Source organism: Streptomyces sp. AF1A (assembly GCF_047340315.1).
GTDB lineage: Bacteria > Actinomycetota > Actinomycetes > Streptomycetales > Streptomycetaceae > Streptomyces.
Genome location: NZ_JBLEBI010000098.1, coordinates 1 through 24,091 on the forward strand (window position 1 = coordinate 1; position 24,091 = coordinate 24,091).

23 protein-coding genes and 1 riboswitch are annotated in these 24,091 nt (G+C 73.0%); of the genes, 6 read left to right on the forward strand and 17 right to left on the reverse strand.

What is annotated here, in order from left to right; genetic code table 11:
* Together ACLU3S_RS23410 and ACLU3S_RS23415 are read right to left on the reverse strand one after the other, a co-directional pair.
* Nucleotides 1–843 (reverse strand): DUF5931 domain-containing protein (locus ACLU3S_RS23410; protein WP_413953900.1); only part of this gene is annotated, 843 nt, incomplete at its 3' end.
* Between the two features lie 25 nt (nucleotides 844–868).
* Nucleotides 869–1,582 carry a lysophospholipid acyltransferase family protein gene (locus ACLU3S_RS23415; protein WP_413953922.1) on the reverse strand — a complete coding sequence of 238 codons (714 nt, stop codon included), beginning with the start codon at nucleotides 1,580–1,582 and terminating at the stop codon, nucleotides 869–871.
* Nucleotides 1,583–1,765: 183 nt separating this feature from the next.
* Here ACLU3S_RS23415 and ACLU3S_RS23420 point away from each other — a divergent pair, with 183 nt between their 5' ends.
* Entirely contained in the window at nucleotides 1,766–2,545 is a 780-nt protein-coding gene (locus tag ACLU3S_RS23420; protein WP_413953901.1) for an alpha/beta hydrolase, read from the forward strand.
* Entirely contained in the window at nucleotides 2,538–3,155 is a 618-nt protein-coding gene (locus ACLU3S_RS23425) for a hypothetical protein (RefSeq protein ID WP_413953902.1), read from the forward strand. Before ACLU3S_RS23420 ends, ACLU3S_RS23425 begins: the two co-directional genes overlap by 8 nt.
* 9 nt (nucleotides 3,156–3,164) lie before the next feature.
* Here ACLU3S_RS23425 and ACLU3S_RS23430 read toward each other — a convergent pair whose 3' ends face one another.
* From ACLU3S_RS23430 to ACLU3S_RS23455, 6 genes are all read right to left on the reverse strand, one after another.
* The gene (locus tag ACLU3S_RS23430; RefSeq protein ID WP_413953903.1) at nucleotides 3,165–3,911 is read right to left on the reverse strand and encodes an endonuclease/exonuclease/phosphatase family protein; all 747 of its coding nucleotides are present in this window, start codon (nucleotides 3,909–3,911) and stop codon (nucleotides 3,165–3,167) included.
* Nucleotides 3,912–4,044: 133 nt separating this feature from the next.
* On the reverse strand, nucleotides 4,045–4,998 hold the full coding sequence (locus ACLU3S_RS23435) for an ROK family glucokinase (protein WP_413953904.1): 954 nt from the start codon (nucleotides 4,996–4,998) through the stop codon (nucleotides 4,045–4,047).
* Nucleotides 4,999–5,064: 66 nt separating this feature from the next.
* Nucleotides 5,065–5,553, reverse strand: a complete 489-nt coding sequence (locus tag ACLU3S_RS23440; protein WP_413953905.1) for a DUF5304 domain-containing protein — start codon at nucleotides 5,551–5,553, stop codon at nucleotides 5,065–5,067.
* A gap of 58 nt (nucleotides 5,554–5,611) precedes the next feature.
* The gene (locus ACLU3S_RS23445) at nucleotides 5,612–6,832 is read right to left on the reverse strand and encodes an ArsA family ATPase (RefSeq protein ID WP_413953906.1); all 1,221 of its coding nucleotides are present in this window, start codon (nucleotides 6,830–6,832) and stop codon (nucleotides 5,612–5,614) included.
* A 43-nt stretch (nucleotides 6,833–6,875) separates the two neighbouring features.
* A complete protein-coding gene (locus ACLU3S_RS23450) occupies nucleotides 6,876–7,319 on the reverse strand; it encodes an SRPBCC family protein (RefSeq protein WP_413953907.1) in 444 nt (147 codons plus the stop codon).
* A 127-nt stretch (nucleotides 7,320–7,446) separates the two neighbouring features.
* A complete protein-coding gene (locus ACLU3S_RS23455; RefSeq protein WP_413953908.1) occupies nucleotides 7,447–8,244 on the reverse strand; it encodes a metallophosphoesterase family protein in 798 nt (265 codons plus the stop codon).
* A 297-nt stretch (nucleotides 8,245–8,541) separates the two neighbouring features.
* Here ACLU3S_RS23455 and ACLU3S_RS23460 point away from each other — a divergent pair, with 297 nt between their 5' ends.
* On the forward strand, nucleotides 8,542–10,338 hold the full coding sequence (locus ACLU3S_RS23460; RefSeq protein ID WP_413953909.1) for an AMP-dependent synthetase/ligase: 1,797 nt from the start codon (nucleotides 8,542–8,544) through the stop codon (nucleotides 10,336–10,338).
* Between the two features lie 19 nt (nucleotides 10,339–10,357).
* Here ACLU3S_RS23460 and ACLU3S_RS23465 read toward each other — a convergent pair whose 3' ends face one another.
* Together ACLU3S_RS23465 and ACLU3S_RS23470 are read right to left on the reverse strand one after the other, a co-directional pair.
* Nucleotides 10,358–11,995: a GMC oxidoreductase gene (locus ACLU3S_RS23465; RefSeq protein WP_413953910.1), complete on the reverse strand. Its 1,638-nt coding sequence runs from the start codon at nucleotides 11,993–11,995 to the stop codon at nucleotides 10,358–10,360.
* Nucleotides 11,996–12,039: 44 nt separating this feature from the next.
* Complete coding sequence (locus ACLU3S_RS23470; RefSeq protein ID WP_413953911.1) at nucleotides 12,040–13,182, reverse strand: glycosyltransferase family 4 protein; 1,143 nt, start codon at nucleotides 13,180–13,182, stop codon at nucleotides 12,040–12,042.
* A 131-nt stretch (nucleotides 13,183–13,313) separates the two neighbouring features.
* Between ACLU3S_RS23470 and ACLU3S_RS23475 the strand changes: the two genes are divergently transcribed.
* Nucleotides 13,314–14,549: a glycosyltransferase 87 family protein gene (locus ACLU3S_RS23475; RefSeq protein ID WP_413953912.1), complete on the forward strand. Its 1,236-nt coding sequence runs from the start codon at nucleotides 13,314–13,316 to the stop codon at nucleotides 14,547–14,549.
* A gap of 20 nt (nucleotides 14,550–14,569) precedes the next feature.
* Here ACLU3S_RS23475 and ACLU3S_RS23480 read toward each other — a convergent pair whose 3' ends face one another.
* From ACLU3S_RS23480 to ACLU3S_RS23500, 5 genes are all read right to left on the reverse strand, one after another.
* On the reverse strand, nucleotides 14,570–15,757 hold the full coding sequence (locus ACLU3S_RS23480) for a hypothetical protein (protein ID WP_413953913.1): 1,188 nt from the start codon (nucleotides 15,755–15,757) through the stop codon (nucleotides 14,570–14,572).
* 29 nt (nucleotides 15,758–15,786) lie between these two features.
* Nucleotides 15,787–16,806: an NlpC/P60 family protein gene (locus ACLU3S_RS23485; RefSeq protein WP_413953914.1), complete on the reverse strand. Its 1,020-nt coding sequence runs from the start codon at nucleotides 16,804–16,806 to the stop codon at nucleotides 15,787–15,789.
* Between the two features lie 244 nt (nucleotides 16,807–17,050).
* Nucleotides 17,051–18,085, reverse strand: a complete 1,035-nt coding sequence (locus ACLU3S_RS23490; RefSeq protein WP_413953915.1) for an NlpC/P60 family protein — start codon at nucleotides 18,083–18,085, stop codon at nucleotides 17,051–17,053.
* Nucleotides 18,086–18,297: 212 nt separating this feature from the next.
* The gene (locus tag ACLU3S_RS23495) at nucleotides 18,298–19,641 is read right to left on the reverse strand and encodes an NYN domain-containing protein (protein WP_413953916.1); all 1,344 of its coding nucleotides are present in this window, start codon (nucleotides 19,639–19,641) and stop codon (nucleotides 18,298–18,300) included.
* Nucleotides 19,642–19,674: 33 nt separating this feature from the next.
* Nucleotides 19,675–19,908 (reverse strand): hypothetical protein, encoded by a 234-nt coding sequence (locus ACLU3S_RS23500; protein ID WP_413953917.1) that lies wholly within the window; start codon nucleotides 19,906–19,908, stop codon nucleotides 19,675–19,677.
* Between the two features lie 154 nt (nucleotides 19,909–20,062).
* Here ACLU3S_RS23500 and ACLU3S_RS23505 point away from each other — a divergent pair, with 154 nt between their 5' ends.
* Both ACLU3S_RS23505 and ACLU3S_RS23510 read left to right on the forward strand, forming a co-directional pair.
* Nucleotides 20,063–20,854, forward strand: coding sequence for a rhomboid family intramembrane serine protease (locus ACLU3S_RS23505; protein WP_413953918.1), 792 nt, complete (start codon nucleotides 20,063–20,065; stop codon nucleotides 20,852–20,854).
* Nucleotides 20,851–21,132, forward strand: coding sequence for an Lrp/AsnC family transcriptional regulator (locus ACLU3S_RS23510; protein ID WP_413953919.1), 282 nt, complete (start codon nucleotides 20,851–20,853; stop codon nucleotides 21,130–21,132). The genes ACLU3S_RS23505 and ACLU3S_RS23510 overlap by 4 nt, the downstream gene beginning before the upstream one ends.
* A 72-nt stretch (nucleotides 21,133–21,204) precedes the next feature.
* On the opposite strand, the gene ACLU3S_RS23515 is transcribed toward ACLU3S_RS23510, so the two are convergent.
* Both ACLU3S_RS23515 and trpD read right to left on the reverse strand, forming a co-directional pair.
* A complete protein-coding gene (locus ACLU3S_RS23515; RefSeq protein WP_413953920.1) occupies nucleotides 21,205–22,566 on the reverse strand; it encodes an aminotransferase class V-fold PLP-dependent enzyme in 1,362 nt (453 codons plus the stop codon).
* A 165-nt stretch (nucleotides 22,567–22,731) separates the two neighbouring features.
* A riboswitch (SAM riboswitch) is annotated at nucleotides 22,732–22,848 on the reverse strand.
* 74 nt (nucleotides 22,849–22,922) lie between these two features.
* Nucleotides 22,923–23,987: an anthranilate phosphoribosyltransferase gene (trpD, locus tag ACLU3S_RS23520; protein WP_413953921.1), complete on the reverse strand. Its 1,065-nt coding sequence runs from the start codon at nucleotides 23,985–23,987 to the stop codon at nucleotides 22,923–22,925.
* Nucleotides 23,988–24,091 lie beyond the last annotated feature (104 nt).

Sequence of the window (24,091 nt, forward strand, 5' to 3'; positions counted from 1 at the left end):
GCCGGCGTAGGGGGCGAGCAGGGTGCGCAGGTCGAGCGGACCGTCGTCGTCCGGTTCGTCGACGGCCCGTACGACGGCTCCGTCGGCCGCGTCCCGCGACACCCGGGAGACCGGCAGCAGTCCGCCGGCGACCAGGGTGCGCAGGGCCACCTCCTGCTCCCCGGCCAGCCGCCCCAGCTCGGCCGCCTCGCCCCCGAGGGCCGTGCCGCGCCGCTTCACCATCGCCAGGACCTGCAGCACGCCGTCGTGGATGTCCCGGGCCAGGCGCTCCCGCTCGCGGGTGGCGGCCTCGATCTCCAGGGCGCGGGCGAGGGTGCGCTCGGAGGCGCGGGCGACCTCCACGACGTAGCCGATGGCGATGGCGGCCACCCAGACCAGGATCACGTTGTGCACGGTGTCCCGGGCGGGACGGCCGCGCTCGATCAGGTTGGCGGCGGCGACGCCGGTGGAGGCGACGGCCGCCCAGCGCCAGCCGCCCTTGATGGCGAAGGCCAGCACCGAGCCCGCCGTCCATATCGACGGCAGGGTGGGGCCGCCGCCCGCGATCCGCTCGTGGTTGTCGGCGAGCGGGGTGATCAGGATGCCGGTGAGGGCGACGGCGAGGTCGGCGGCCAGGAAGCGCTTGGTGCAGCTCGCCGCGCTGCGCACCCTGGGCAGGGTGGCGAGGGTCCACACGGCCAGGACGGCGTAGTAGCAGACCGCGACCCAGGGGTGCACGAAGCCGGAGTACGCGGTGGCACACAGGCCGATGGCGTACAGCATGGTCAGCACGCGATAGCCGGCGAGCGCACGCCACAGCGGCGCCTCCACCGACATCCTCATGACGCGCTCGCGCCTGGGCATGTCCCCCCGTCCCCCGGCCCCTGCGTCAGGCGTCCGGTTTCGTCTTCTCGGCTTCCCTGGCCGCCTTCGCCGCCTCCGCGATCTGCCGCTTGGCGGCGGTCGCGTACATGTCGACGTACTCCTGCCCGGACAGCTTCATGATCTCGTACATGACCTCGTCGGTCAGGGCGCGCAGCACGAAGCGGTCGTGCTCCATGCCCCGGTAGCGGCTGAAGTCCAGGGGCCTGCCTATGCGGATGCCGGGCCGCATCAGCTTGGGCACCACCTTGCCGGGCGGCTGGATCTTCTCCGTGTCGATCATCGCGACGGGGATGACCGGGGCGCCGGTGGCGAGCGCCACGCGCGCGAGGCCGCCGGGCTTGCCCCGGTAGAGCCGCCCGTCGGGCGAGCGGGTGCCCTCCGGGTAGATGCCGAACAGCTCACCGCGCTCCAGCACCTCTATCCCGCTGCGGATCGCCGCCTCTCCCGCGCCGCGCGCCCCGGAGCGGTCCACCGGGAGCTGGCCGACGCCCTTGAAGAAGGCCGCGGTGAGCCGGCCCTTGACGCCGGGGGTGGTGAAGTACTCGGCCTTCGCGATGAAGGTGACCTTGCGGTCCAGGACCGCCGGCAGGAAGAACGAGTCCGAGAAGGACAGATGGTTGCTGGCCAGGATGGCGGGGCCCACGGCCGGAATGTTCTCCATGCCCTCCACCCAGGGCCGGAAGGCGACCTTCAGCGGCCCGCCGATGGCGACCTTCATCGTGCCGTACAACACCCGTGTGCCTCCTGTTTCCGTCGGACAGACCTTAACCCGCAGGACCGTCAATGGACCCGACGACCCTGGTCGGTGTCAGTGCGGTCGCGTACGGTGAACCACATCCGCTGCGTTCTCCACGCCTTGCCCGGCCGCCGGCGAGGCCCTTCCAAGGACAGGAGCTCGAAGGTGCCGGTTCTCCCCGGAGCCGAGCCGTACCGCCACACGGGCGGGGAGGTGGGTGTCCTCCTCTGCCACGGCTTCACCGGCTCGCCCCAGTCGCTGCGCCCCTGGGCGGAGCACCACGCGGCGCACGGCCTGACCGTGTCGCTGCCGCTGCTGCCCGGCCACGGCACCCGCTGGGAGGACATGCAGGTCACCGGCTGGCAGGACTGGTACGCGGAGGTGGACCGGGAGCTGCGGCTGCTCGCCGAGCACTGTTCGCGGGTGTTCGTGGCGGGCCTGTCGATGGGCGGGGCCCTGGCGCTGCGGCTGGCCGCGCGGCACGGCGAGCGGGTTTCGGGCCTCGTCCTGGTGAACCCGGCGAACAAGGTGCACGGTCTGTCGGCGTACGCCCTCCCGGTGGCCCGGCACCTGGTGCGCACCACGAAGGGCATCGCCAGCGACATCGCCAAACAGGGCGCGGCGGAGCTGGGCTACGACCGGGTGCCGCTGCACGCGGCGCACTCCCTGCGCCGGTTCCTGCGGCGGCTGGACGGCGAGCTGCCCCAGGTCACCCAGCCGTTGCTGCTGCTGCGCAGCCGCATCGACCACGTCGTCCCGGCGGCGGACTCGGCCCGCGTGCTGAGCCGGGTGTCGTCCACGGACGTCACCGAGATCGGGCTGGAACACAGCTACCACGTGGCGACGTTGGACGTGGATGCGGACCGGATCTTCGAGGAGAGCCTCGGCTTCATCGGCCGGCTCGCACCCAGTGTCGGCAAGGAAGGGACGGCCGCAGTTGGCTGAGCACGACTCGGACCGCGAGGGCCGCGAGGACCACGAGGGCCGGGAGGGCCGGGAGGGCCGGGAAAGCCCGGAAGGCCGGGAGCCGGACGAGCAGGGCGTGCCCTTCGACGAGGACGCGGCCTGGCAGGCCATCGTGGCCGGGTACGGCGAGGAGCCGCCGGACCCGCCCGGAGCCAGGCCGTTCAGGCCGGTCGAGAACCTCGCGCTGCCGGATCCGGACGCCCCGTCCGAGGGCGCCGACGAGCCCGAGGAACACCGGCCCGCCCGGGCGCCGGGCAGCTCGGTGGTGTTCGCCCCCGGCGTCGGCCCGCGCGACCACATCGCCCCCGAGCCGACGGACGACGACTTCGACGAGGACGACGAGGGTCACTTCGTGCCGCCCGAGCCGCCGCCGCTGCCGACCGCCGACACCACCGCGAAGTTCGCGTGGCTGGGCGTCACCGGCGGCCCGGTGCTGCTCCTGCTGGCCGTGCTGCTCGGCTGGGACATGACCTGGTGGCTGGCGACCCTCGCCGTCGGCGGCTTCGTCGGAGGCTTCGTGACGCTGGTGACGCGGATGCGGACCGACGACGACGGGGACGACGACCCCGGGCGCGGCGCGGTGGTCTGAGGACCGGGCTCAGGCGGCCGGCACGCGCAGCGCCGCCAGCACCGGAAGGTGGTCGGTCGCGGCGGCCAGGTCGGGACGCGTGACACCCGGATGGTCCAGCGGGACGCCGCAGCCGAGCACCTCGATGCCCTTGGTGGCGAAGATCGCGTCGATGCGCCGCGGGGGCTCGCTGTGCGGCCAGGTCTCCTCGCCGCCCCAGGGGGCGACCGCCCGGCAGTCCTGCAGGCGCTCGGCGAGCAGGCGGAAGGTGCGGCCCCCGGGGCCCTCGTTGAGGTCGCCGCCCGCGACGGCGTGCTCGACGCCGAGTCCGGCGAGGCGGTCGAGCAGCATGCGCCCCTGCTCGTGACGCTCGGCCCCCTGGAGCGACAGATGGCAGCTGACCACGCCGAGGCGGGCGGCGCCGAAGCGGACCACCGCCGTGGCCAGGCCGCGCCGGTCGAGACCGGGGGTGCGCGGGAGCAGGACGTCCTCCGTGCGCTCGACGGTGGCGCGCAGGGAGCACAGGATCGCCGGTCCCGCCGCGGTGGCCCCGCCGGTGAGGATCACCTGCCCGGAGGCCGCCGCGAGGCGCGCCAGCTTCTTGCGCCAGCGGAAGAAGCGGGGGGCCTCCTGGATCAGGACCAGGTCGGGGGCGCAGGCGGTGATGACCCTGGCCAGGGCGTCGGTGTCGTCGCGCATCGAGCGGATGTTGTAGCTCAGGACACGCAGGACGGGTGAACCGTCCGGTCCGGTCCGGGAGTTGGGGAGCGGCTCCATGTGGATCAATGTACGCCCCACCGGTCGGGGCGCGAGGTCCCGTGTGCGACTGCCACGTCCTCGTGGCTGGTCGCGCCCACGCGGCGAAGCCGCATGGGGGCACTGCCCCGCGCCCCTGCTGCGGTCGGCCGCGTCACATGACCGGGTCGGGCTCCCGGGCCAGGTCGGCCGCGCCCACCAGGCCGGCCTTGTTGCCGAGCTGGGCCGCGATCACGTCGGCCACCGGGCGCCAGTTGCCGCCGACCAGCCAGCGCTTGTAGGACTTGCGGATCGGGTCCAGGACCAGCTCGCCCTCGTCGGACAGGCCGCCGCCGACGATGAACGCGGACGGGTCGAACAGCGAGGCCAGGTCGGCGAGGCCGGCGCCGACCCAGCGGGCCAGCTCGCGGTAGGAGTCCACGGCCACCGGGCAGCCCTGGCGGGCGGCCATGGAGATGTGCTTGCCCTCGATGCCGTCGGGCGTGCCGTCGCCCAGCGCCAGCAGCACCTCGGCGCGCTCGGGGGTGGCGTTGGCGCGCTGCTTGGCGTAGCGCACCAGGGCGCGCCCGGAGGCGTACTGCTCCCAGCAGCCCTGGCTGCCGCAGCCGCACAGCAGGCCGTCCGGGACCATCCGGATGTGCCCGAACTCGGCGGCCACGCCGAAGTGGCCGCGGCGCAGCTTGTTGCCGATGATGATGCCGCCGCCGAGGCCGGTGCCGAGCGTGATGCAGATGACGTTGCGGTGGCCCTTGCCGGCGCCGAACTTGTACTCGCCCCAGGCGGCGGCGTTGGCGTCGTTCTCGACCACGACCGGGAGGCCGGTGCGGGCCTCGACCTCTTGCTTGAGCGGCTCGTTGCGCCAGTGGATGTTGGGCGCGAAGTAGACGGTGGAGCGCTGCCGGTTCACGTAACCGGCCGCACCGATGCCCACGCCGACGATCTCGTGCCCGGCGCGCGCGCCCTCCACTGCCGAGGCGATGGCGTCCACGATCGCCTCGGGCGTGGTGGGGGTCGGCACCTTGAAGGTCGAGAGGATGTTGCCTTCCTCGTCGACCACGCCGGCCGCGATCTTGGTGCCGCCGATGTCGACGCCGATGGTGAGTCCCATGAATCCCTCAGTTCGGTCGAGCCCCGCTACGGCCAACCGTACCCGAGGCCCTGCCGTGGGAGGGCTTCAGTCCAGGTCGATGCGTTCGCCCGGGCCGGTGCCCTCACCCTTGTCGCGCCGTGCGTCCCGCCACTCGTCGGCCAGCCCTGCCGAGCGGGCGGTCCAGCCGCGCTCCTGGGCCTGGACGGCCGAACGGTAGGCGGCCAGCAGCTCGTTGCCGGCCGCGGCGAGGTGGTCGAAGACGTCCGGGTTGCGCTCCACGACGGGCTCGACGGCGGCCTTGGCCTGCTGGACGACCTGCCGCACGACCTGCTGGGCGGCGGGCCCGGCGAGGGCGCCGAGGAGCGGTGACTGGAGTCCGGACAGCTTGTCGGCCACCGTGTCCACAAGCTTTTTCAGTTCCTCGGCGGCCGAGCCCGGCGGCGGCCCGTACTCGGCGCGACGGCGGGCCTTCTCGGCCTCCAGGTCCTCGGCGCAGGCCGTGGCCCAGGCGTCGGCGTCCGTCGCCCGCGGCTGCTCCTCGACGGGATCGGATGCGGGGTGCTCTTCGCTCATGGCGGACTCCTGACTACGGTTCGCCCTTACGACGTTACCCGAACGGGGGCCGCCCGGTTCACCGTCCGGCGGCGGGCCACAGGCCGGGGTCCGGAGCGAAGCGGATGCGCAGCTCGCCCTCGCGCAGCGCGGCCCCGGAGACCGTGCAGCGGCGCAGCGCGGACGGAAGCGGAACGATGCGGCGGAAGGGTCCCGCGGTGATCAGGAGCTCGTCACCGCGCCGGATCAGGTCCAGGTCGTCCCGCACGGCGCCCGGCAGCGGGATGTGCCAGACCAGCACCCCGTCCTCGGCGATCCGGTCGGTGACCGGCCACTCCACCGGGTCGAGTTCCGGTTTGACGGCGGGCACGGCGAGCGCGCCGAGGTCGTCTCCGCCGTGCGGGTCGCGACCCAGGTGGGGGACGGGGTGGACGTCGTACGACTCCTGCCAGTCGGCGAGCGCCTTGCGCTGCTGGGCGAGGAGCGACAGCAGGGGCGCGAGGCCCGTCGCGGGGCCGGGGTCGGGCGCCGGGTGGGCGAGCCAGGTGTCCGGCGCGCCCTCCAGCAGGGTCCGGTTGGCGATCAGGGCCTCGACGCGCAGCCCGCGCAGGGCGAGGCCGAGGCGGGCCGTGTGCACGGCCTCGGTGCCGGCCGGGCCGGGTTCGGCGACCAGGCGCACGGCGGTGTCGCGGTCGGTCAGGACGGCCTGGACGGCGGCGAGTTCGACGTCCCAGCGGGCCGCCGTCTCGTACAGCCAGTCGGCGGGCATGGGCACGCCGGCCAGCCGGCCCAGGACCGGGCGCAGGGCGCGCGCCGCCTGGCGCTCGGGCGGCAGCAGGCGGCGCAGGTAGCGGCGCAGCTCCTCGGGGAGGGCGAGCAGGGCGAGGGCCTGCGGGAGGGGCGGCAGGTCGACGACGAGGAGGTCGTAGCGCTCGGACAGCGCCGCGTCCCGCAGGGCGCGCAGGAAGGACAGCTCCTCGGCGCCGGGCAGCGGGGTGACCTCCTCGGCGTCCAGGCGGGCGGCGCCGAGGAGGTCGAGGACGTTCGCGGCGCGGTCCTGGAAGGCGGTGAGGTCCTCGCGGAAGCGGGCGGCCGCGTCGGGGCGCCAGACGGTGAGGCCGGGTGCGGCCGGGGTGGGGGCCGGTCCGGTCGCGCAGGCCAGTGCCGTGCCCGGGGTGTCCGCGGTGTCCGCGCTCAGCAGCAGCGTGCGCGCGCCCTCGCGGGCGGCGGTGAGCGCGGTGGCGGCGGCGATGGTCGTACGGCCGCTGCCGCCCGGGCCCGTGATCAGGATGGTGCGCATGAGGGTGAACGGTACCGTCGTGCGCGGGGCGTGACCGGAGTGACTACTTCTCCTCCGACTCGACCCTCTTCTTCAGGCCCGCGAGGGCGCGGTCGATGATGACCTTCTCCGCCTTGCGCTTGATCATCCCGAGCATGGGGATCTTGACGTCCACCGTGAGGGAGTACGTGACCTCGGTGGCGCTCGCGCCGGCCGGCTTCAGGAGGTAGGAGCCGTCGAGGGAGCGGAGCATCTGGGATTTGACCAGGGTCCAGGAGACCTCGTTCTCGCCGGTCCAGGTGTAGGCGAGGGTCTGGTCGTCCTTGATGGCGCCGGCGTCCATGACGAGCCGGACCTGCTCGGCGCGGCCCTGCGCGTCGGTCTTGAGGACCTCCGCCTCCTTCACCTCGCCGGTCCAGTCCGGGTAGCGTGCGAAGTCGGCGATCACCGCCATGACGTCGGCCGGAGCCGCCTCGATCGTGATGCTCGAACTGGTGTGTTCCGCCATCGCCCTGGCTCCTCCAGATGCGGACCGAAGTCGTGCGTGCGCAGGCAGCGCACGTGTGTGCAGCGTGAAGGCTACCGTGCCGCCGACCTGCCGCCTTCACCCCGTCCACGCCGTCGGCTCACTCCCGTCACCATTCGAGTGCCCACGGCTTCCCCGTCCGGGCGAAGTGGCCCACGTTGACGCACTCGGTCGCGCCGATCCGCATCCGCCTCGCCAGCGGCTGATGGACGTGCCCGAAGAGCGAATAGCGCGGTCTGGTGCGGCGGATGGCGTCCAGCAGGGCCCGGCTGCCGCGCTCGAAGCGGCGCGCGACGGTGTCGTAGACCAGTTCGGGGACCTCCGGCGGGATGTGCGTGCACAGCACGTCGACCTCCCCGACCGCCTCGATCTTCGCCGCGTACTCCTCGTCGCCGATCTCGTACGGCGTCCTCATCGGGGTGCGCAGCCCGCCGCCGACGAAGCCGAAGGTCCAGCCGCCGATCTCCACCCGCTGGCCGTCGAGGACGGTGACGCCGGGCCGGGCGTACTCCGGCCACAGAGGCGGCATGTCGACATTGCCGTAGGTAACGTACGTCGGCGTGGGCAGCACGGCGAACATCTCGGCGTACTGCCTGCGCACGGCCCGCTCGATCACCGCGGCCCGGTCGGCGCCGATACCGGCCCACAGCCGGGCGCCGAACGCGCGGGCCTCCTCGAAGCGGCGGGCGGTGCGCAACTCGACGATGCGGTCAGCGTTCTCCCTGCCGAACAGGTCCGGGAAGATGCCGCGCGAGTGGTCGGCGTAGTCGAGGAAGAGCACGAGGTCGCCCAGGCAGATCAGGGCGTCGGCACCCTCGCCGGCCCGGGCCAGGTCGCGGGTGTTGCCGTGGACGTCGCTGACCACGTGGACGCGCGTCCTTCGGTTGCCGGACGGTGTGGAGGCCATGGTGATCAAGCGTAGGTGGAGGGCGGCCCTTGTGAACAGTGCCGACCGGGCCTTCGGTTACTCGCCGGTCGGTTCGGCCGTGGACTACTGTGCGCGAAGGAACGCCAACCCGTGTGACGCAGCGAACATCTCGGCGGAACCCCCTGTCGCAGCGGCCATACCGGCGGGTAACGTCCGGGCAGTCCAGTCGTGCTCTGGATTTCAACATCTGAATTCCCGAGCACCTGCCCGAGCCTTGGACCGCACCGTCGCATCACACGATGTCGTGGCGCCGGCGCCCTATGAGGAGCAGCAGTCTTGCGCGAGTTCAGCCTTCCGGCTTTGTACGAGGTCCCTGCGGACGGCAATCTGACCGACATCGTCCGCAGAAACGCCGCGCAGCATCCCGATGTCGCCGTCATCGCCCGCAAGGTCGCGGGCGTCTGGCAGGACGTGACGGCCCGGGAGTTCCTGGCCGAGGTGCACACGGCCGCCAAGGGTCTCATCGCCGCCGGCGTGCAGCCCGGCGACCGGGTGGGCCTGATGTCCCGGACGCGTTACGAGTGGACGCTGCTCGACTTCGCGATCTGGAGCGCGGGCGCGATCACCGTGCCGGTGTACGAGACGAGCTCCCCGGAGCAGGTGCAGTGGATCCTGTCCGACTCGGGCGCGACCGCGTGCATCGTGGAGCTGGACACGCACGCGGCGGCCGTGGAGTCGGTGCGCGAGTCGCTGCCCGCCCTGAAGCACGTCTGGCAGATCGAGGCCGGGGGTCTCGAGGAGCTGGGCCGGGCCGGCCAGGGCGTGTCGGACCGGACGGTGGAGGAGCGCAGCTCGCTCGCCAAGGCGGACGACCCGGCGACCATCGTGTACACGAGCGGGACGACCGGCCGCCCCAAGGGCTGTGTCCTCACCCACCGCAGCTTCTTCGCCGAGTGCGGCAACATCGTGGAGCGGCTGCGCCCGCTGTTCCGCACCGGCGAGTGCTCGGTCCTGCTCTTCCTGCCGCTCGCGCACGTCTTCGGGCGCCTGGTGCAGATCGCCCCGATGATGGCGCCGATCAAGCTGGGCTGCGTCCCGGACATCAAGAACCTCACGGACGAGCTGGCCGCGTTCCGGCCGACGCTGGTCCTCGGCGTGCCGCGCGTCTTCGAGAAGGTCTACAACTCGGCGCGGGCCAAGGCGCGGGCGGACGGCAAGGGCGCGGTCTTCGACAAGGCGGCGGACACCGCGATCGCCTACAGCAAGGCGCTGGACAGCCCCTCCGGCCCGGCGTTCGGCCTGAAGGTCAAGCACAAGGTCTTCGACCGGCTGGTCTACAGCAAGCTGCGCGCGGTCCTCGGCGGCCGGGGCGAGTACGCCATCTCCGGCGGCGCCCCGCTGGGCGAGAGACTCGGCCACTTCTTCCGGGGCATCGGCTTCACGGTGCTGGAGGGCTACGGCCTGACCGAGTCCTGCGCGGCGACCGCGTTCAACCCGTGGGACCGGCAGAAGATCGGCACGGTCGGGCAGCCGCTGCCGGGCTCCGTGGTGCGGATCGCGGACGACGGCGAGGTGCTGCTGCACGGCGAGCACCTGTTCAAGGAGTACTGGAACAACCCGGCCGCAACCGCGGAGGCGCTGGCCGACGGCTGGTTCCACACCGGTGACATCGGCACCCTCGACGAGGACGGCTACCTGCGGATCACCGGCCGGAAGAAGGAGATCATCGTCACGGCGGGCGGCAAGAACGTGGCCCCGGCCGTGATCGAGGACCGGATCCGGGCGCACGCGCTGGTCGCGGAGTGCATGGTGGTGGGCGACGGGCGGCCGTTCGTGGGCGCGCTGATCACCATCGACGAGGAGTTCCTGGACCGCTGGGCCGCCGAGCACGGCAAGCCGGCGGGCTCCACCGCGGCGTCGCTGAAGGACGACCCGGATCTGAACGCGGCGATCCAGGCGGCGGTCGACGACGGCAACGCCGCGGTGTCGAAGGCGGAATCGGTGCGGAAGTTCCGCATTCTGTCCTCCCAGTTCACGGAGGAGTCGGGCCACCTCACGCCGTCGCTGAAGCTCAAGCGGAACGTGGTGGCGAAGGACTTCGCGGGCGAGATCGAGGCGATCTACGCCAAGTAGCGGGCCTTCCTCGGGAGCGTCATGGCGCGGTGTCCTCGGCGAGGACCCGCGCCATCGTGCGTTCGGCGAGCGCGGTGATGGTGACGAACGGGTTCACGCCGATGTTGCCGGGCACCAGCGAGCCGTCGGTGACGTAGAGCCGCGCGTACCCCTTCACCCGGCCGAAGTCGTCCGTGGCCCTGCCGAGGACGCAGCCGCCCAGCGGGTGGTAGGTGAAGTCGTCGGCGAAGACCTTGCCGGCGGACCCGAAGAGGTCGTACCGGTAGATCGTCAGGTTGGCCGCGTTGATCCGGTCGAACAGCTTCTTCGCCATGCCCGCCGACACGGCGCTCTGGGCGGCTGTCCAGTCGAGCCGGACCGTGTCGGAGGCGGAGTCGTAGCGGAAGGACGCCCGTTCGGGGTTCTTGGTGATGGCCAGGTAGAGGCTGATCCAGTGCTCGAACCCCATGGGCAGCGGGGCGATCTCGGCGAAGACCGGGTTGCCGGGGTTGGCCCAGTCGTCGATGCCCATCACGGGCATGGTGGCCTGGTCGGCGCCGACGGTGTCCCAGACGTGGTTGGCGCGGCCGAGCATGGTGTTGCCGTTGGTGCCCCAGCCCGCGCCCACCGAGGGGTCCAGGTCGGGCAGGGCGCCGGTGTCCCGGGCGCGGACGAGGAGTTCGGTGGTGCCGAGGCTGCCGCCGCCGAGGAACAGGTGGGTGCAGCCGTAGCTCCCGGTCCCGACGACCGCGCCGGTGGTGTCGATCCGGTCGGCGGTCAGCACGTACGTCCCGTCGGCCGCCCGGCTGACGGACGTCACCCTCTCCAGGGTGTGGATGGTGACGTTGCCGGTGCCGAGGGCCGCGGCGAGGTACGTCCTGTCGAGGCTGCGCTTGCCGAAGTTGTTGCCGTAGATGACCTCTCCGGCGAGCGCGGACCTGGTGGCGGTGCCGGCGGCCTCGCGCTGCATGTAGCCGAAGTCGTAGACGTTGGGCACGAAGGTGGTCCTCAGGCCGGCGTTGGCGGCGGCCTTCCGGGCGGTCCGGGTGAAGCGGTACCACTCGGTGGACTCGAACCAGGACGGGTCGATCGTGTTGACGCCGAGCATGGCGCGGGCGCGCGGGAAGTAGGTGCCGTACATCTCGTCGGCGTCCACGGTCGGGAACTGCTCGGCGAAGTAGGCCTTCAGGGGAGTGACCGCCATTCCGCCGTTGACGAGGGAGCCGCCGCCGACGCCCCGGCCGACGTAGACCGACATGGCGTCGTAGTGCACGCGGTCGAGCACCCCCGGGTAGGGGCTGATGTCCCTGTTGACCACGTCCAGCCACAGGAAGGTGGCGAGCGGGGCCTCGGTGCGGGTGCGGAACCACATGGAGCGCCGGTCGGGGGCGGTGGTGGAGCAGAACACCTTGCCGTCGCCGCCCGCGGTGTTCCACAGCCGGCCCATTTCGAGCACGAGGGTGCGAATGCCGGCCTGGCCGAGGCGGAGGGCGGCGACGGCGCCGCCGTAGCCGGATCCGACCACGATGGCCGGGGCGGACTCGACGGCGTCGGGTTCGGCGGCGTGGGCGGACTGGAGTCCCACGCGGGTGAGACCGAGGGCGGCCGCGGTCTGCAGTGCGGCCATGCCGAGTATGTGACGTCTCGTCAGCTGACGCTGCATCAGTTTTGCTGTCATGCGCGCAGCATGGGCGGATTTTCCGGTTCCGCCAAGGGCCCTCCCTACAGCAGGTTGTCGAGCTTCTCCGCGAGCAGGTCCCAGCGCCACTTCTCCTCGACCCACTGGCGGCCGCGCTCGCCCATCCGGCGGCGCAGTTCGGCGTCGCCCAGGAGAGCCACGATCCGGTCGGCGGCCTCGGACGGCTCGCCGCCGCGCACCACCCAGCCGGTCTCACCGTCCAGCACGGCGTCCGGGGCGCCGCCCGAGTCGCCCGCCACGACCGGCAGCCCGGTGGCCGACGCCTCCAGGTAGACGATGCCGAGGCCCTCCACGTCCAGGCCGCCGCGCCGCGTCCGGCAGGGCATGGCGAAGACGTCACCCGCGCCGTAGTGGGCGGGCAGCTCGGACCAGGGGACGGAGCCCGTGAAGCGGACCGAGCCGGCCACGCCGGTCTCGGCCGCCATCCGCCGCAGATCCCGTTCGTACGGCCCGCCGCCCACGATCAGCAGCACCGCGTCCGGCTCGGCGGCCAGGATGCGGGGCATGGCCCGGATCAGGGTGTCCTGGCCCTTGCGCGGGACCAGCCGGGAGACGCAGACGACGACCGGGCGGTCGGTGAGGCCGAGCCGCGCCCGGACCTCGGCGCCCCCGGACTCGGGGTGGAAGGTCTTCTCGTCCACCCCGGGCGGCAGCTGCACCATCCGTCCGGCGGCCCGCGGGGTCAGCGCGGTGGCGATCCGCGAGCGGGTGTACTCGCCGAGGTAGGTGAGGGTGTCCGTGGACTCCCCGATCCGGCGCAGCAGTTGCCGGGCCGCGGGCAGCTGGGCCCAGCCGGCCTCGTGCCCGTGGGTGGTGGCCACCAGCCGCTCGGCGCCGGCCCCGCGCAGCGCGGGCGCCATGAGGCCGAGCGGGGCCGCGGCCCCGAACCACACGGAGGTGCAGCCGTGCTCGCGCAGCAGCCCGACCGCCCGCCGGGTCGCCTGCGGGGTCGGCAGCAGCATCGTCGTACGGTCGCGTACGACCGTGAAGGGCTGCTCCTCGTCGAAGGCGGCCGTGGCCCGGGCGCCCTCCGGGCCGCGCTTCCAGGTGGAGGCGTAGACGACCAGCCGCCCGGGGTCCAGGCGCAGGGCCATGTTGTGCAGGAAGGCCTGGATGCCGCCCGGGCGGGGCGGGAAGTCGTTGGTGACGATCAGGGTCTTGTGCATCGCCGCCGACCCTACCGAACCGGCCGTCCCGCGCCGGGGGCGGCCGAGTCTGTGGCAGGCCCACAGCCGGGCACGACATCATGTTCCCGCGACGCGGACATCGAATCGGGAATCGAACGGCAGGGGATCAGGTGGAGACCAAGGACGCCCGGCGTTCCCTGGCATGGCTGCTCGCGACCTGGGGTGCCACCCGTGTGGTGCTGCTCCTCTTCGTCTTCGGGGTGTGGGTCTTCCCCGGCCCGGACGTCACCTCCGACGTGTCGGTGACCTACCTCGGCTGGTACGAGGTGCTGCGTCAGGGAACGTTTCCGCTGGACGACGTGACCTGGCAGTACCCGCCCGCCGCCGCCCTCGCGATCGGCTCCCCGGCGCTGCTGTCCTTCCTGTCCTACCCGCACGCCTTCTTCCTCCTCGCGTTCCTCGCCGACCTGACGGTGCTGGTCCTGCTCGTGTACCCGGCGGGGCGGCCCGGCCGGTCGCTGCGCGGCGCCTGGGTGTGGGTGGCGGGCGCCCCGCTGCTCGGGCCGACGCTGTACGCCCGCTACGACGTGATGGTGACCGCGGTGGCGGTGGCGGCGCTGGTCGCCGGCGCCCGGCGGCCGCGGGTGATGGGCGCGCTGGCCGCCCTGGGGGCGATGCTGAAGGTGTGGCCCGTGCTGCTGCTCGCCGGTGCGGTGCGGCGGCGGGCGTGGGCGTCGGCGGCGGTGACCGCGTCCGCCCTCGCGGCGGCGTTCGCGGTGTCCATGCCGGGGGCCTTCGCCTTCGTGACCTTCCAGCGGGACCGGGGCACCGAGGTGGAGTCGCTGGGCGCCCTCGTCTTCCATGTGGCGCGGCACTTCGGCTGGAGCGGGCAGGTGCTGCTGAACTACGGGTCGGTCGAGTTCGTCGGCCCGCACGTGGACCAGGTCAGCTCGGCGGCGCTGGCGCTGACCGGAGCGGCGTTCGGCTGGCTACTGCTGTGGCGGCTGCGGGCGGTCCGGCTGGGGCCGCACACCCCGGCGGACGCGGCGTTCACGGCGGCGCTGCTGTTCACGGTCACCAGCCGGGTGATCAGCCCGCAGTACCTGGTGTGGCTGGTGGGCCTGGCCGCGGTCTGCCTGTACCACCGGGCGAGCCGCATGGCGGGGCCCGCGCTGCTGGTGCTGGCGGCGTCCTTCGCGACGGTCCTGGAGTTCCCGGTCGGCTTCGTGCACGTGGTGCTGAGCGACTGGTACGGCGTCCTGCTGCTGTTCGTCCGCAACGGCCTGCTGGCCGCCGCCGCGCTCCTGGCCGCCCGCCGCCTGTGGCGCTCGACGGTACCCGCCCCGCCCACGGCCCGCCTCCCCTTCCAGTCGGCCCGCGAGACGCAGACGCCGGTCTCCCCCTGACGCGCCTCGCCCCGGCGAACTCAGCCCAGCTCGGTCCTGACGTAGGCGCGCCAGCGGGCGGTGAAGGTCCGCGGGGTGGTCCCGAGGACCTGCTTCAGCGCGGACTCGACCGCGCCGGAGCGTTGTCCGTGGGCGCCGACGGCCTGGTAGAAGGCGTCGAGCCGGGCCGTGCCCCACTGGGCGGCGATCATCCGGCAGGCCAGCCAGCCGCCCTCGTAGGCCTGCGCCAGTTCGGTGGGGTCGCTGGTGAAGCCGAAGTCGTGGTCGGTGGGCAGCGCGGCGGGCACCCGGCCGGCCCGGACGGCCCGGGCCAGCTCCGGCGCGGCCTCCCGGGGGGCGCGGCCGGTGCCGAGGTAGCCGATCCAGTCGGCGTAGCCCTCGGAGAGCCACAGCGGGGTCGCGGCGGTGGTGTGCGCGCGGGTGGCCACGTGGGTGGTCTCGTGGGTCAGCACGACCTGCTTGCCCATGTCGCCGAGCACGGCGTACGCGTCCGGGTTCACCACCACCCGGTCGGCCGGGGTCCGCCCGGAGCCGCCGGCCTCCCCGGTCGTGACCGCGGCGATGCCCCGGTAGTTGGAGGCGGGCGAACCGAGCAGGCCCGCCATGCCCTCCAGGGAGCGCGGAACCAGCACCACCACCTTGCGGGCCCAGTCGACGCCCCACTCCCGGGAGACGTCCGGGACCGCTCGGTCGGCCATCCTGGCGAAGGCCCGCAGCCCGTCGGCGGACTGCCCGGTGCCGAGGACCAGGCTGTGCGCGCCCTCGACGGCGCTCACCGTGCCCTGGTCCCACAGTTGCTGCCCGGCCTTCCCGGCGGGCAGGTCGGCGGTGACGTACCAGGTGCCGTCGGCGGTGCGGGCGAGGGTGAGGGTGCGGCGGGCGGCCACCGGGGCGCGGTCGTAGCCGGCGACGCGGTAGCGCAGCTCGGCGTCGGCGGTGGCGCCGGAGGCGGTGCGGTGCACGGCATCGACCCGGTAGGCCCAGGAGGCCAGCGGGAGGGCGCGCAGCCGGGTGTACTCGGTGCGGGTGCCGGTCGCGCCGTACGCGGTCTCGTCGTGGCGGAGCAGGGCGGCCGACCGCAGGTCGAGCACGTGCTGCACCTCGGCTTCGGCGGAGTCGGCCGACATGTGCCCGCCGCACCCGGCCAGGGGCAGCAGCAGGCACAGGGCCACCGCCCCGACGCCTCTCACCCATCTGCCGCCGGCCACCTGCCGATGGTACGGCGCGAGCGCGGGGCTCAGGGCCGGGTGACCGAGCTGACCGGCATCATGCCGACCGGGTCGTAGCGCACCGCCGCCCCCGGGTAAGGGGCGTGGATGACCTGGCCGTTGCCGACGTACATCGCCACATGGCTGGCGTCGGAGCGGTAGACGACCAGGTCGCCGGGGCGGGCCTGGGACAGCGGGACCCGCCTTCCGGCGAAGCGCTGCTCCTGCGAGGTGCGGGGCAGCTGGATCCCGGCGTGCGCGTACGCCCACTGCATGAGTCCCGAGCAGTCGAAGCCGGAGGGCCCGTTGGCGCCCCACACATAGGGGCGGCCGAGGGCGGAGCGGGCGGCGGTCAGGGCCAGGGCGGCGCGGGCGTCGGGGGGCACCGCGCCGGTCAGGTCGGGCAGGTCGAGGCGGTCGGCGCCGCCGGAGCGCGAGGCCCGGTCGTAGGCGGCGCGGTCGGCCGGGGACAAGGAGTCGAGCAGCCGCCGGGCCGCGGCGAGCTTGCCCTCCACCGTCTTCTTGTGCGCGGCCACCGCCTTGCGGCTGCGCTCCATCTCGGTGAGCTTGCCGGCGGCCTGCTGGCGTTCCTGGGCGAGCTCACGCAGCGCCGACTGCAGTTCGTGCAGCCGGCCGGCCTGCTGGGCGCCGATCCGGTCGAGGGTGGCGGCCTTGTCGAGGTAGTCGCCGGGGTCGTCGGAGAAGAGCAGCGCGACGGCCGGGTCGATGCCGCCCGCGCGGTACTGGGCTCCGGCCAGCGAACCGAGCTGCTCCCGCAGGGAGTTGACGGCCTGCTGCCGGCGGGCGATGCGGTCCTGGGCGTCCCGGACCTCCCGGCGCAGCGCGTCCGCGCGCTCCTGCGCCTGGTCGAAGGCCTGGGTCGCCTGCTCGGCCTGCTGATAGAGCCGGTCCATCTCGGCGCGGGTGTCGCCGTGCGGCGCGGCCTGCGCGGGCACGGCGCCGAGGGCGGCGGCCGCGGCCGACAGCACGCACAGGGCGGCGGCGCCGCGGTCGATTCCGGACGGTGCAAGGCGGCGATGGGACCCCACGGGTTGCCGTACCCCTTCCGCTGGCTGACAGGTCACGTTCCCCGGCGCCTGGGGACGGGGAGGCCCCGGCGCCGGGGAAACGCGGCAGACAGTAGCCGTGCGAAAGGGGTCCGGCGACACGCCTCGGTGGCGACGGACGGTGACGCCCCGCCGCTGACGCAGGTCATCGGCGGGGCGTGGAGTCAGCTCGCGTCCGCGGGATTCGCCCGTTCGGGCGCCCCCGTGCGGCCGGTTCCGGGCGGTCTCAGACCCGCACGCCGAACTGGAAGGGCATGTCGGACATCGCTTCGTAGCGGACCACGGCACCGGTGTGCGGGGCGTGCAGCACCTGGCCGTTGCCGGCGTAGAGGCCGACGTGGTGGAGGTCGCCGTAGAAGAAGACCAGGTCGCCGACCTTGAGGTCGCTCTGGCTGTAGATGCGGGTGCCTATGGTGGCCTGCGCCTCGGAGGTGCGCGGTATGGAGACGCCGGCCTGGGCGTAGGCGTACGACGTCAGTCCCGAGCAGTCGAAGGAGGAGGGGCCGGTGGCACCGTAGACGTACGGCTTGCCCAGCTGGTTCTGAGCGGCGGCGAAGGCGGCCGCGGCGCGGCCGGAGGCGGGCGGGGCGTCGCCGAGGTTGACCCGCTCGCTGGAGGAGCGGTCGGCGCGCGCCTGCTGGGCCGCCAGCTCGGCCTTCTCCTTGGCGGTCAGGCTGTTGAGCAGCTTCTGCGCCTGGGCGAGCTTGCCCTGGACTTCCTTCTTCTTGTTGCCCAGTTCGGTGCGGGTGGCGGCGAGGTCCTTGAGCTTCTCGCCGGCCTCGGCGCGCTCCTGGGCCAGTTCGCGCTGTTTGTCCTGAATCTTCCGGAGGCCGTCGACCTGCTGGCTGCTCAACTGGTCGAGCGTGGACGCCTTGTCGAGGTAGTCCTCCGGGTTGGAGGACAGGAAGAGCTGGACCGAGGGGTCGATGCCCCCCGAGCGGTACTGGGCGGTGGCCAGCGAACCCAGGCCGTCGCGCAGCTTGTTGAGCTCCTCCTGGCCGCGGGCGACGTTGTCCTGGATGGTGGAGATTTCCTTCTGCAGCTTCTGCTGCTTCTCCTTGGCCCCGTTGTACTTCTCGGTGGCCTGTTCCGCCTGCTCGTAGAGCGCGTCGACCTTGGCCTTGACCTGGTCCTTGCTGAGCTTCTGAGTCGGCGCGGCGTTGGCGGCGTTAGCGCTCAGCACGACGGCAGCGGCGGCTGCGGTGGTCAGCACGGTCACGCGGGCGCGACTCTGCTGCTTGGGTCGACGGTGGGACGCCACGGAGGGGGAACTCCTTCTTGTGAGTGATCACCCGTTCGGAGGTTCGAGCCCAGACCCTAGTGACCCACTTGTGATCAGTTCAAATCCTCACGCCAAAAAACCCCGCCCCACAATGCATTCTTTGCTCACAACTCACATGCAGTGAGGCGCGATTGACACTACGTTGCGTGACGATGGTGCCGAATCGGGCATACGGCATGCCCGTTGGACAGTCAGGACAGTCGCTTCAGAAGCACCGCAGAGGCCACCGGTCGGGCACCCGCCCGCGCGACGCCGTCGGCCACCTCGCGGTCGGTGGAGGCGACGATGACCGGACGGCCCGGCGGCTCCGCGCGCACGAGCTGGCGGATCAGCTCGTCTGCCGTGACACCCGGCTTGGAGAACAGCACCCGCACCCCGCGCGGCGGCGCGAGCAGCACCGGCGCGGCCAGCTCCGCGCCGTCGAAGACGCAGGTGACCTCGGCGCCGGTCTGCGCGGCGAGCGCCGAGAGCTGGCCGAGCAGCCGCAGCCGCTGCTTCTCCAGCGGCATCTGCGGATAGCCGGTCTTGGTGACGTTGTAGCCGTCGACCACGAGGTGCGCCTGCGGCAGCGCGAGGAGCTGGTCGAGGATCGCGGGGTCGTGCTCGGACAGGGCCCGCGCCGCGATGTCCTTCGGGGTCATCCGGCCCGGCTCCACCGCGTCGACGGTCTCGGCCGGGCGCACGGACACGGGTGGCAGGGCCAGCTCCCGCCGCAGGCCCTGGGTCGCCTCCAGCAGGGTGTCCAGCAGCAGCCGCACCCGCATGTCCTCCACGCTGCGGCCCTCGCGCGCCGCCCGGCGGGTGGCCTCCAGCGCGGCCTCCGCCTCGCCGAGGCGGGCCTTGAGCCGGCGGGACTCGCTCTCGGCGGCCGACACCTGCGCCTGCGCCTCGGCGCGCAGGGCGTCCGTCTCGCCCTGCGCCTTGCGCAGGGCGGCCTCGCCCCGCTTCACGTCGCTGAGGGCGGCACGGAGCTTGCGGTGAAGCGATTCCGCTTCCTTCCTCGCCGACTCCAGCTCCGCACGCAGCCGTTCGGTCTCGGCGCGGGTGTGCTCGCGGGCCCGCGCCAGCTCGCCGCGCAGCCGCTCCAGCTCCGCCCGGCTCTCCTCGTCCGCCCGCTCGGCGTCGGCGCGCTGGGCCTCCTCGCCGGCCGCGGTGACCAGCTTCACCCAGCCCGCCGGACGCAGTACGTAGGCCGCGGCCGCCACGTCCAGCGGGTCCCCGGCCGGGGGCGGGGAGCCGGCCTCGAGGGCGCCGGCGAGTTCCGGCTGCGCCTCTCTGAACTTCTCCCCGATCCGCTGGCGGAACAGCGCGTCGGTCTCCAGCGCCGCCGCCATCGCGTTCCCGGCGAACTTCGCCCGGCGATTGGGGGCGAACCGGGCGTACTGCCGCAGCTGCGCGGGCAGTTCGGCCACGGTCAGCCTGCCGAAGCCGTCCGAGACGATCTGTACGACCCTGCGGCGCACCTGGTCGGGCAGCGGACGGTCAAGCACCTCAGCGGTGCCGTCGCCCGGCCCCCCGCCTGCGGTCTCCACCATCCGTCACACCCCAATACAAGTACGATGTTCTGCTCAGGCGCCCGGCCTGTCCACGAGCTCCACCTGGTCCACCGCGTTGCACCAGCGGCAGCGCACCGACTCGATGGTCTCACTGACCACCTCGCGCTCCTCCACGGTCGGCTCACCGGCGAGGTCGAGGTGGACGTACTCGACGACCTTGGACGAGCGGGTGACGTCGAACCGGGTGAGGTTGCCGCACAGGGTGCAGCGCCACCGGGTCGTGGCGGTCGGCTGGGGAACCGTCATCGTGGGAGTCAGCTTCCTTCTCGGTCTCCGTGCGCGCCGTCGCCCGACGCGTGTGGCTCGTAACCCTACGGCCTGGCGGCTGCCCGCCGCCCATCCGTCCACGGCGGCGAGGCGGTCTGTCAGCTTGCGTCCGGTTACGTCATGCTCTGTAGTCATGATCAGCACCTGGAGCACGGCGGCCGGCAGAGCACTCAGGGCCCTGCGGGGTGCGTCGGCGCCGATGACGTACGGCCTCATCGCCCTGTGCTGCCTGATCTTCGTCCTGGGCCCGGCCTCCGGGCTCACCGAGGCGTACGGCTCCGGGGACGCGCTGCTCGCCGCGCAGCGGGCGTACTTCCGCCGCTGGGGCGTGGTCCCGGCCGAGCTGTTCCGCAACCCGCTCCGGGAGGCGCTCACCCCGGCCTCGGCGCTGTTCGTGCACGGCAGCTGGGTGCATCTGCTCGGCAACATGCTCTTCCTCTTCGTCTTCGGCGCGATGACCGAGGACCGGATGGGCCGGGTGGAGTTCACCCTCTTCTACGTCGGCTGCGGTTACCTGGCCCTGCTGGGCTACGCGGCCGCCAACACCACCTCCGAGCAGTCTCTGGTCGGCGCGTCCGGGGCGATCTCCGCGGTACTCGGAGCGTTCCTCTACCTGTTCCCCCGCGCCCGTGTCACCAGTCTCCTGCCGTTCCTGTTCTTCCTGCCGCTGCGGTTTCCCGCCTGGGTCGTCCTGCCGTTCTGGGCGGCGCTGCAGTGGCAGGCGGCGGAGCGCTCGACGCAGGGGCCGGGGGTGGCGTATCTGGCGCACCTGGTGGGGTTCGGTCTGGGGTTCGGCTACGCGTGGGTGCGCTACGGCGCGAGGGTGGGCCCGAAGGGCCTCCTGCGCAGGGCGGTGGCGGGAGACGGGCGGGCTAGAGTGAAAGCCGCCCCTGCTCAGGCCCCCGAGGGAGAGAACCTGCCGTGATCACCGCGATCGTTCTGATCAAGACCAGCGTGGACCGGATTCCGGAGATCGCGGAGCAGATCGCTTCGCTGGAGTCGGTCAGCGAGGTCTTCTCCGTCACCGGCACCTACGACCTGATCGCGATGGTCAGGGTGCGCCGGCACGACGATCTCGCCGACGTGATCCCCGGGCGGATCAGCAAGATCCCGGGGGTGGAGGCCACCGACACGCACGTCGCGTTCCGCACCTACTCCCAGCACGACCTGGAGGCGGCCTTCGCGATCGGGCTCGACTCCTGAACGCCTGAAGAAGCGCCTGAAGACCTGCCTGAAGAACCGCCTGAAGGCCGCCTCACCGGAGGGTCCTGCCGGTCACACCGCCGGCACGCAGCGGCCGTCCTCCGTGCGGTACGTCCACCGCGCGCCCTCGGTCACCAGCTCCCTGACCGCGGTGACGAAGCGGTCGACGTGCTCGTCGGGGGTGCCCGCGCCGAAGCTCACGCGGACGGCGTTGAGGGACTTCTCGCCGGGCGCGGCCTCGGGGGCGCCGCACTCCCCCTGGGTCTGGGGGTCGGTGCCCAGCAGGGTGCGTACCAGCGGGTGGGCGCAGAAGAGGCCGTCGCGGACGCCGATGCCGTACTCGGCGGAGAGTGCGGCGGCGAAGTGGGAGCTGTTCCAGCCCTCGACGACGAAGGAGAGGACCCCGACGCGCGGGGCGTCGTCGCCGAACAGGGAGAGGATCCTGACCTCGGGCACCTCGGCGAGGCCCTGGCGGACCCTGCGGATCAGGTGCCGCTCGCGGGCGACGAGGCCGTCCCAGCCGGCCTCGGTGAGGGCCTTGCAGGCGGAGGCGATGGCGTAGGCGCCGATGACGTTCGGCGAGCCGGCCTCGTGCCGGGCGGCGCTCTCGTGCCACTCCACCTCCAGCCCGCCGTCCGGCCGCCGGGTCACCGTGCGGCTGGCGCCGCCGCCCGCGAGGTACGGCTCGGCCGCCCTCAGCCAGTCGGCGCGGCCGGCCAGCACGCCGGAGCCGAAGGGCGCGTACAGCTTGTGACCGGAGAACGCGACCCAGTCGACGTCCAGCTCACGGACGTCCACCGGGTGGTGCGGGGCCAGCTGGGCGGCGTCCAGGACGATCCGGGCGCCGTGGGCGTGCGCGGCGGCGGCCAGCTCGCGCACCGGCCACAGCTCGCCGGTGACGTTGGAGGCGCCGGTGACACAGACGAGGGCCGGGCCGTGCGGGTCGCGGTCGGCCAGGGCCCGCTCCAGGGTGGACACGGCCTGTGCCGGGGTGCGCGGGGCGTCGAGGCAGGTGACCTGTGCGTCCGGCCAGGGCAGCAGGGAGGCGTGGTGCTCGGTCTCGAAGACGAGCACCCGGCAGTCGGCGGGCAGGGCCCGGGCCAGCAGGTTCAGGGAGTCCGTCGTCGACCGGGTGAAGACCACCTGGTCGTCCTCGCGGCAGCCGAGGAACGCGGCGACCGTCCTGCGGGCGTTCTCGAACAGGTCGGTGGACAGCTGGGAGAGGTAGCCGGCACCGCGGTGGACGCTGCCGTAGTAGGGGGCGTAGGCCGCGACGTCGTCCCAGACGCGCTGGAGGGCGGGGGCGCTGGCCGCGTAGTCGAGGGCCGCGTAGGCGACCTCGCCGCCGGTGACGAGCGGAACGGTGACATCGCGCCCCAGAACGGGCAGCGGGGCACAAACGGACTGGTCGGCGGCAGCGGTGACAACAGACATGGGTGAACTCCCGTGAGAACGTACGCGAAAGGGCGTACGTGGAGAAGAGAAGAAGGGCGGGTGTGCGGAGGCGGGGCTCTGCGGCCCTATCGCATTCGCTTGCTCACGGAAGGCTCCCTCGAACGACCAGGACCCCTGGCCCCACACTGATGACAGCGTGCGAGGGGTCCGCGCTTGCCGTAGACCTCGCTGCCTACGGCCTGGTCCTCACCCGGGGCACCCCGCCACGGACGGAGGGTTGCCGGACAGTCGGCCGGGGCCTCATGACTGTCACTCATGACCTGTACGGGAAAGTACGGGAACCGGCGAGCGTCCCGCAACCCGAGTCCGGATCGCGGGACGCTCGCCGGCCCACGTCAGGCGTTGCTGGCCGCCACCCACCGCTCCAACGCGCGCTTGGCCGCGCCGGAGTCGATGGACTCGGCCGCCCTGGCCATGCCGGCGCGGAGCTGCTCGGCGAGCGGGGCGTCGGCCGGGTCCAGCGCCACCAGGGCCGCCGCGGAGTTCAGCAGGACCGCGTCACGCACCGGACCGTGCTCGCCGTCCAGCAGGCGGCGGGCGACCTCCGCGTTGTACGACGGGTCGCCCCCGCGCAGGGCGTCCACGGGGACCGGTTCGAGGCCGACCTCCCGCGGGTCGAAGGTCTCCTCGGTCACCTTGCCGGCCCCGACCACCCAGACCCGTGAGGTGGACGTCGTCGTCAGCTCGTCCAGGCCGTCGTCGCCGCGGAAGACCAGCGCGGAGTTGCCGCGCTCGGCGAGCACGCCGGCCACGATGGGCGCCATCCGCGGGTCGGCGACGCCGACCGCCTGGGCGCGCACCTTGGCCGGGTTGGTCAGCGGACCGAGCACGTTGAACGTCGTCCGGATGCCCAACTGGCCTCGGGCCGGGGCGACATGACGCAGGGACGGGTGGAACTTCACCGCGAAGCAGATCGTGATGCCGGCCTCTTCGGCGACCTCGGCGACCCGCCGCGGGGTCAGGTTCAGATTGATCCCGAGCTTCTCCAGGACGTCGGAGGAGCCGGAGGCGGAGGACGCGGCGCGGTTGCCGTGCTTGACGACCCTGGCGCCCGTGCCCGCGACCACGATGGAGGACATCGTGGAGATGTTCACCGTCCTGGCGCCGTCGCCGCCGGTGCCCACGATGTCGACGGCCGGGCCCGGCACCTCGATGACGTTCGCGTGCTCGTACATCGTGCGGACCAGCCCGGAGATCTCCTGAACCGTCTCGCCCTTGGCCCGCAGCGCCACCATGAACCCGGCGATCTGCGCGTCCGTCGCCTCGCCCCGCATGATCAGGTCCATCGCCCACGCGGTGTCGTCGGCGGACAGGTCCTGGCCGTCCAGCAGGCCGTTCAGCAGGGCGGGCCAGGAGCGGCCCGCCGCGGTGTCGCCTCCAGCGGGGGTCACAGCGCTCATCAGCCGCTCCTAGGGGACAGTCGTACACAGGTGTAGCGACTCGTACGTTCTCGTGCACCACCCTATCGAGCCCAGGGCACGGGGAAGGGCCCCGTCCGGGGTCC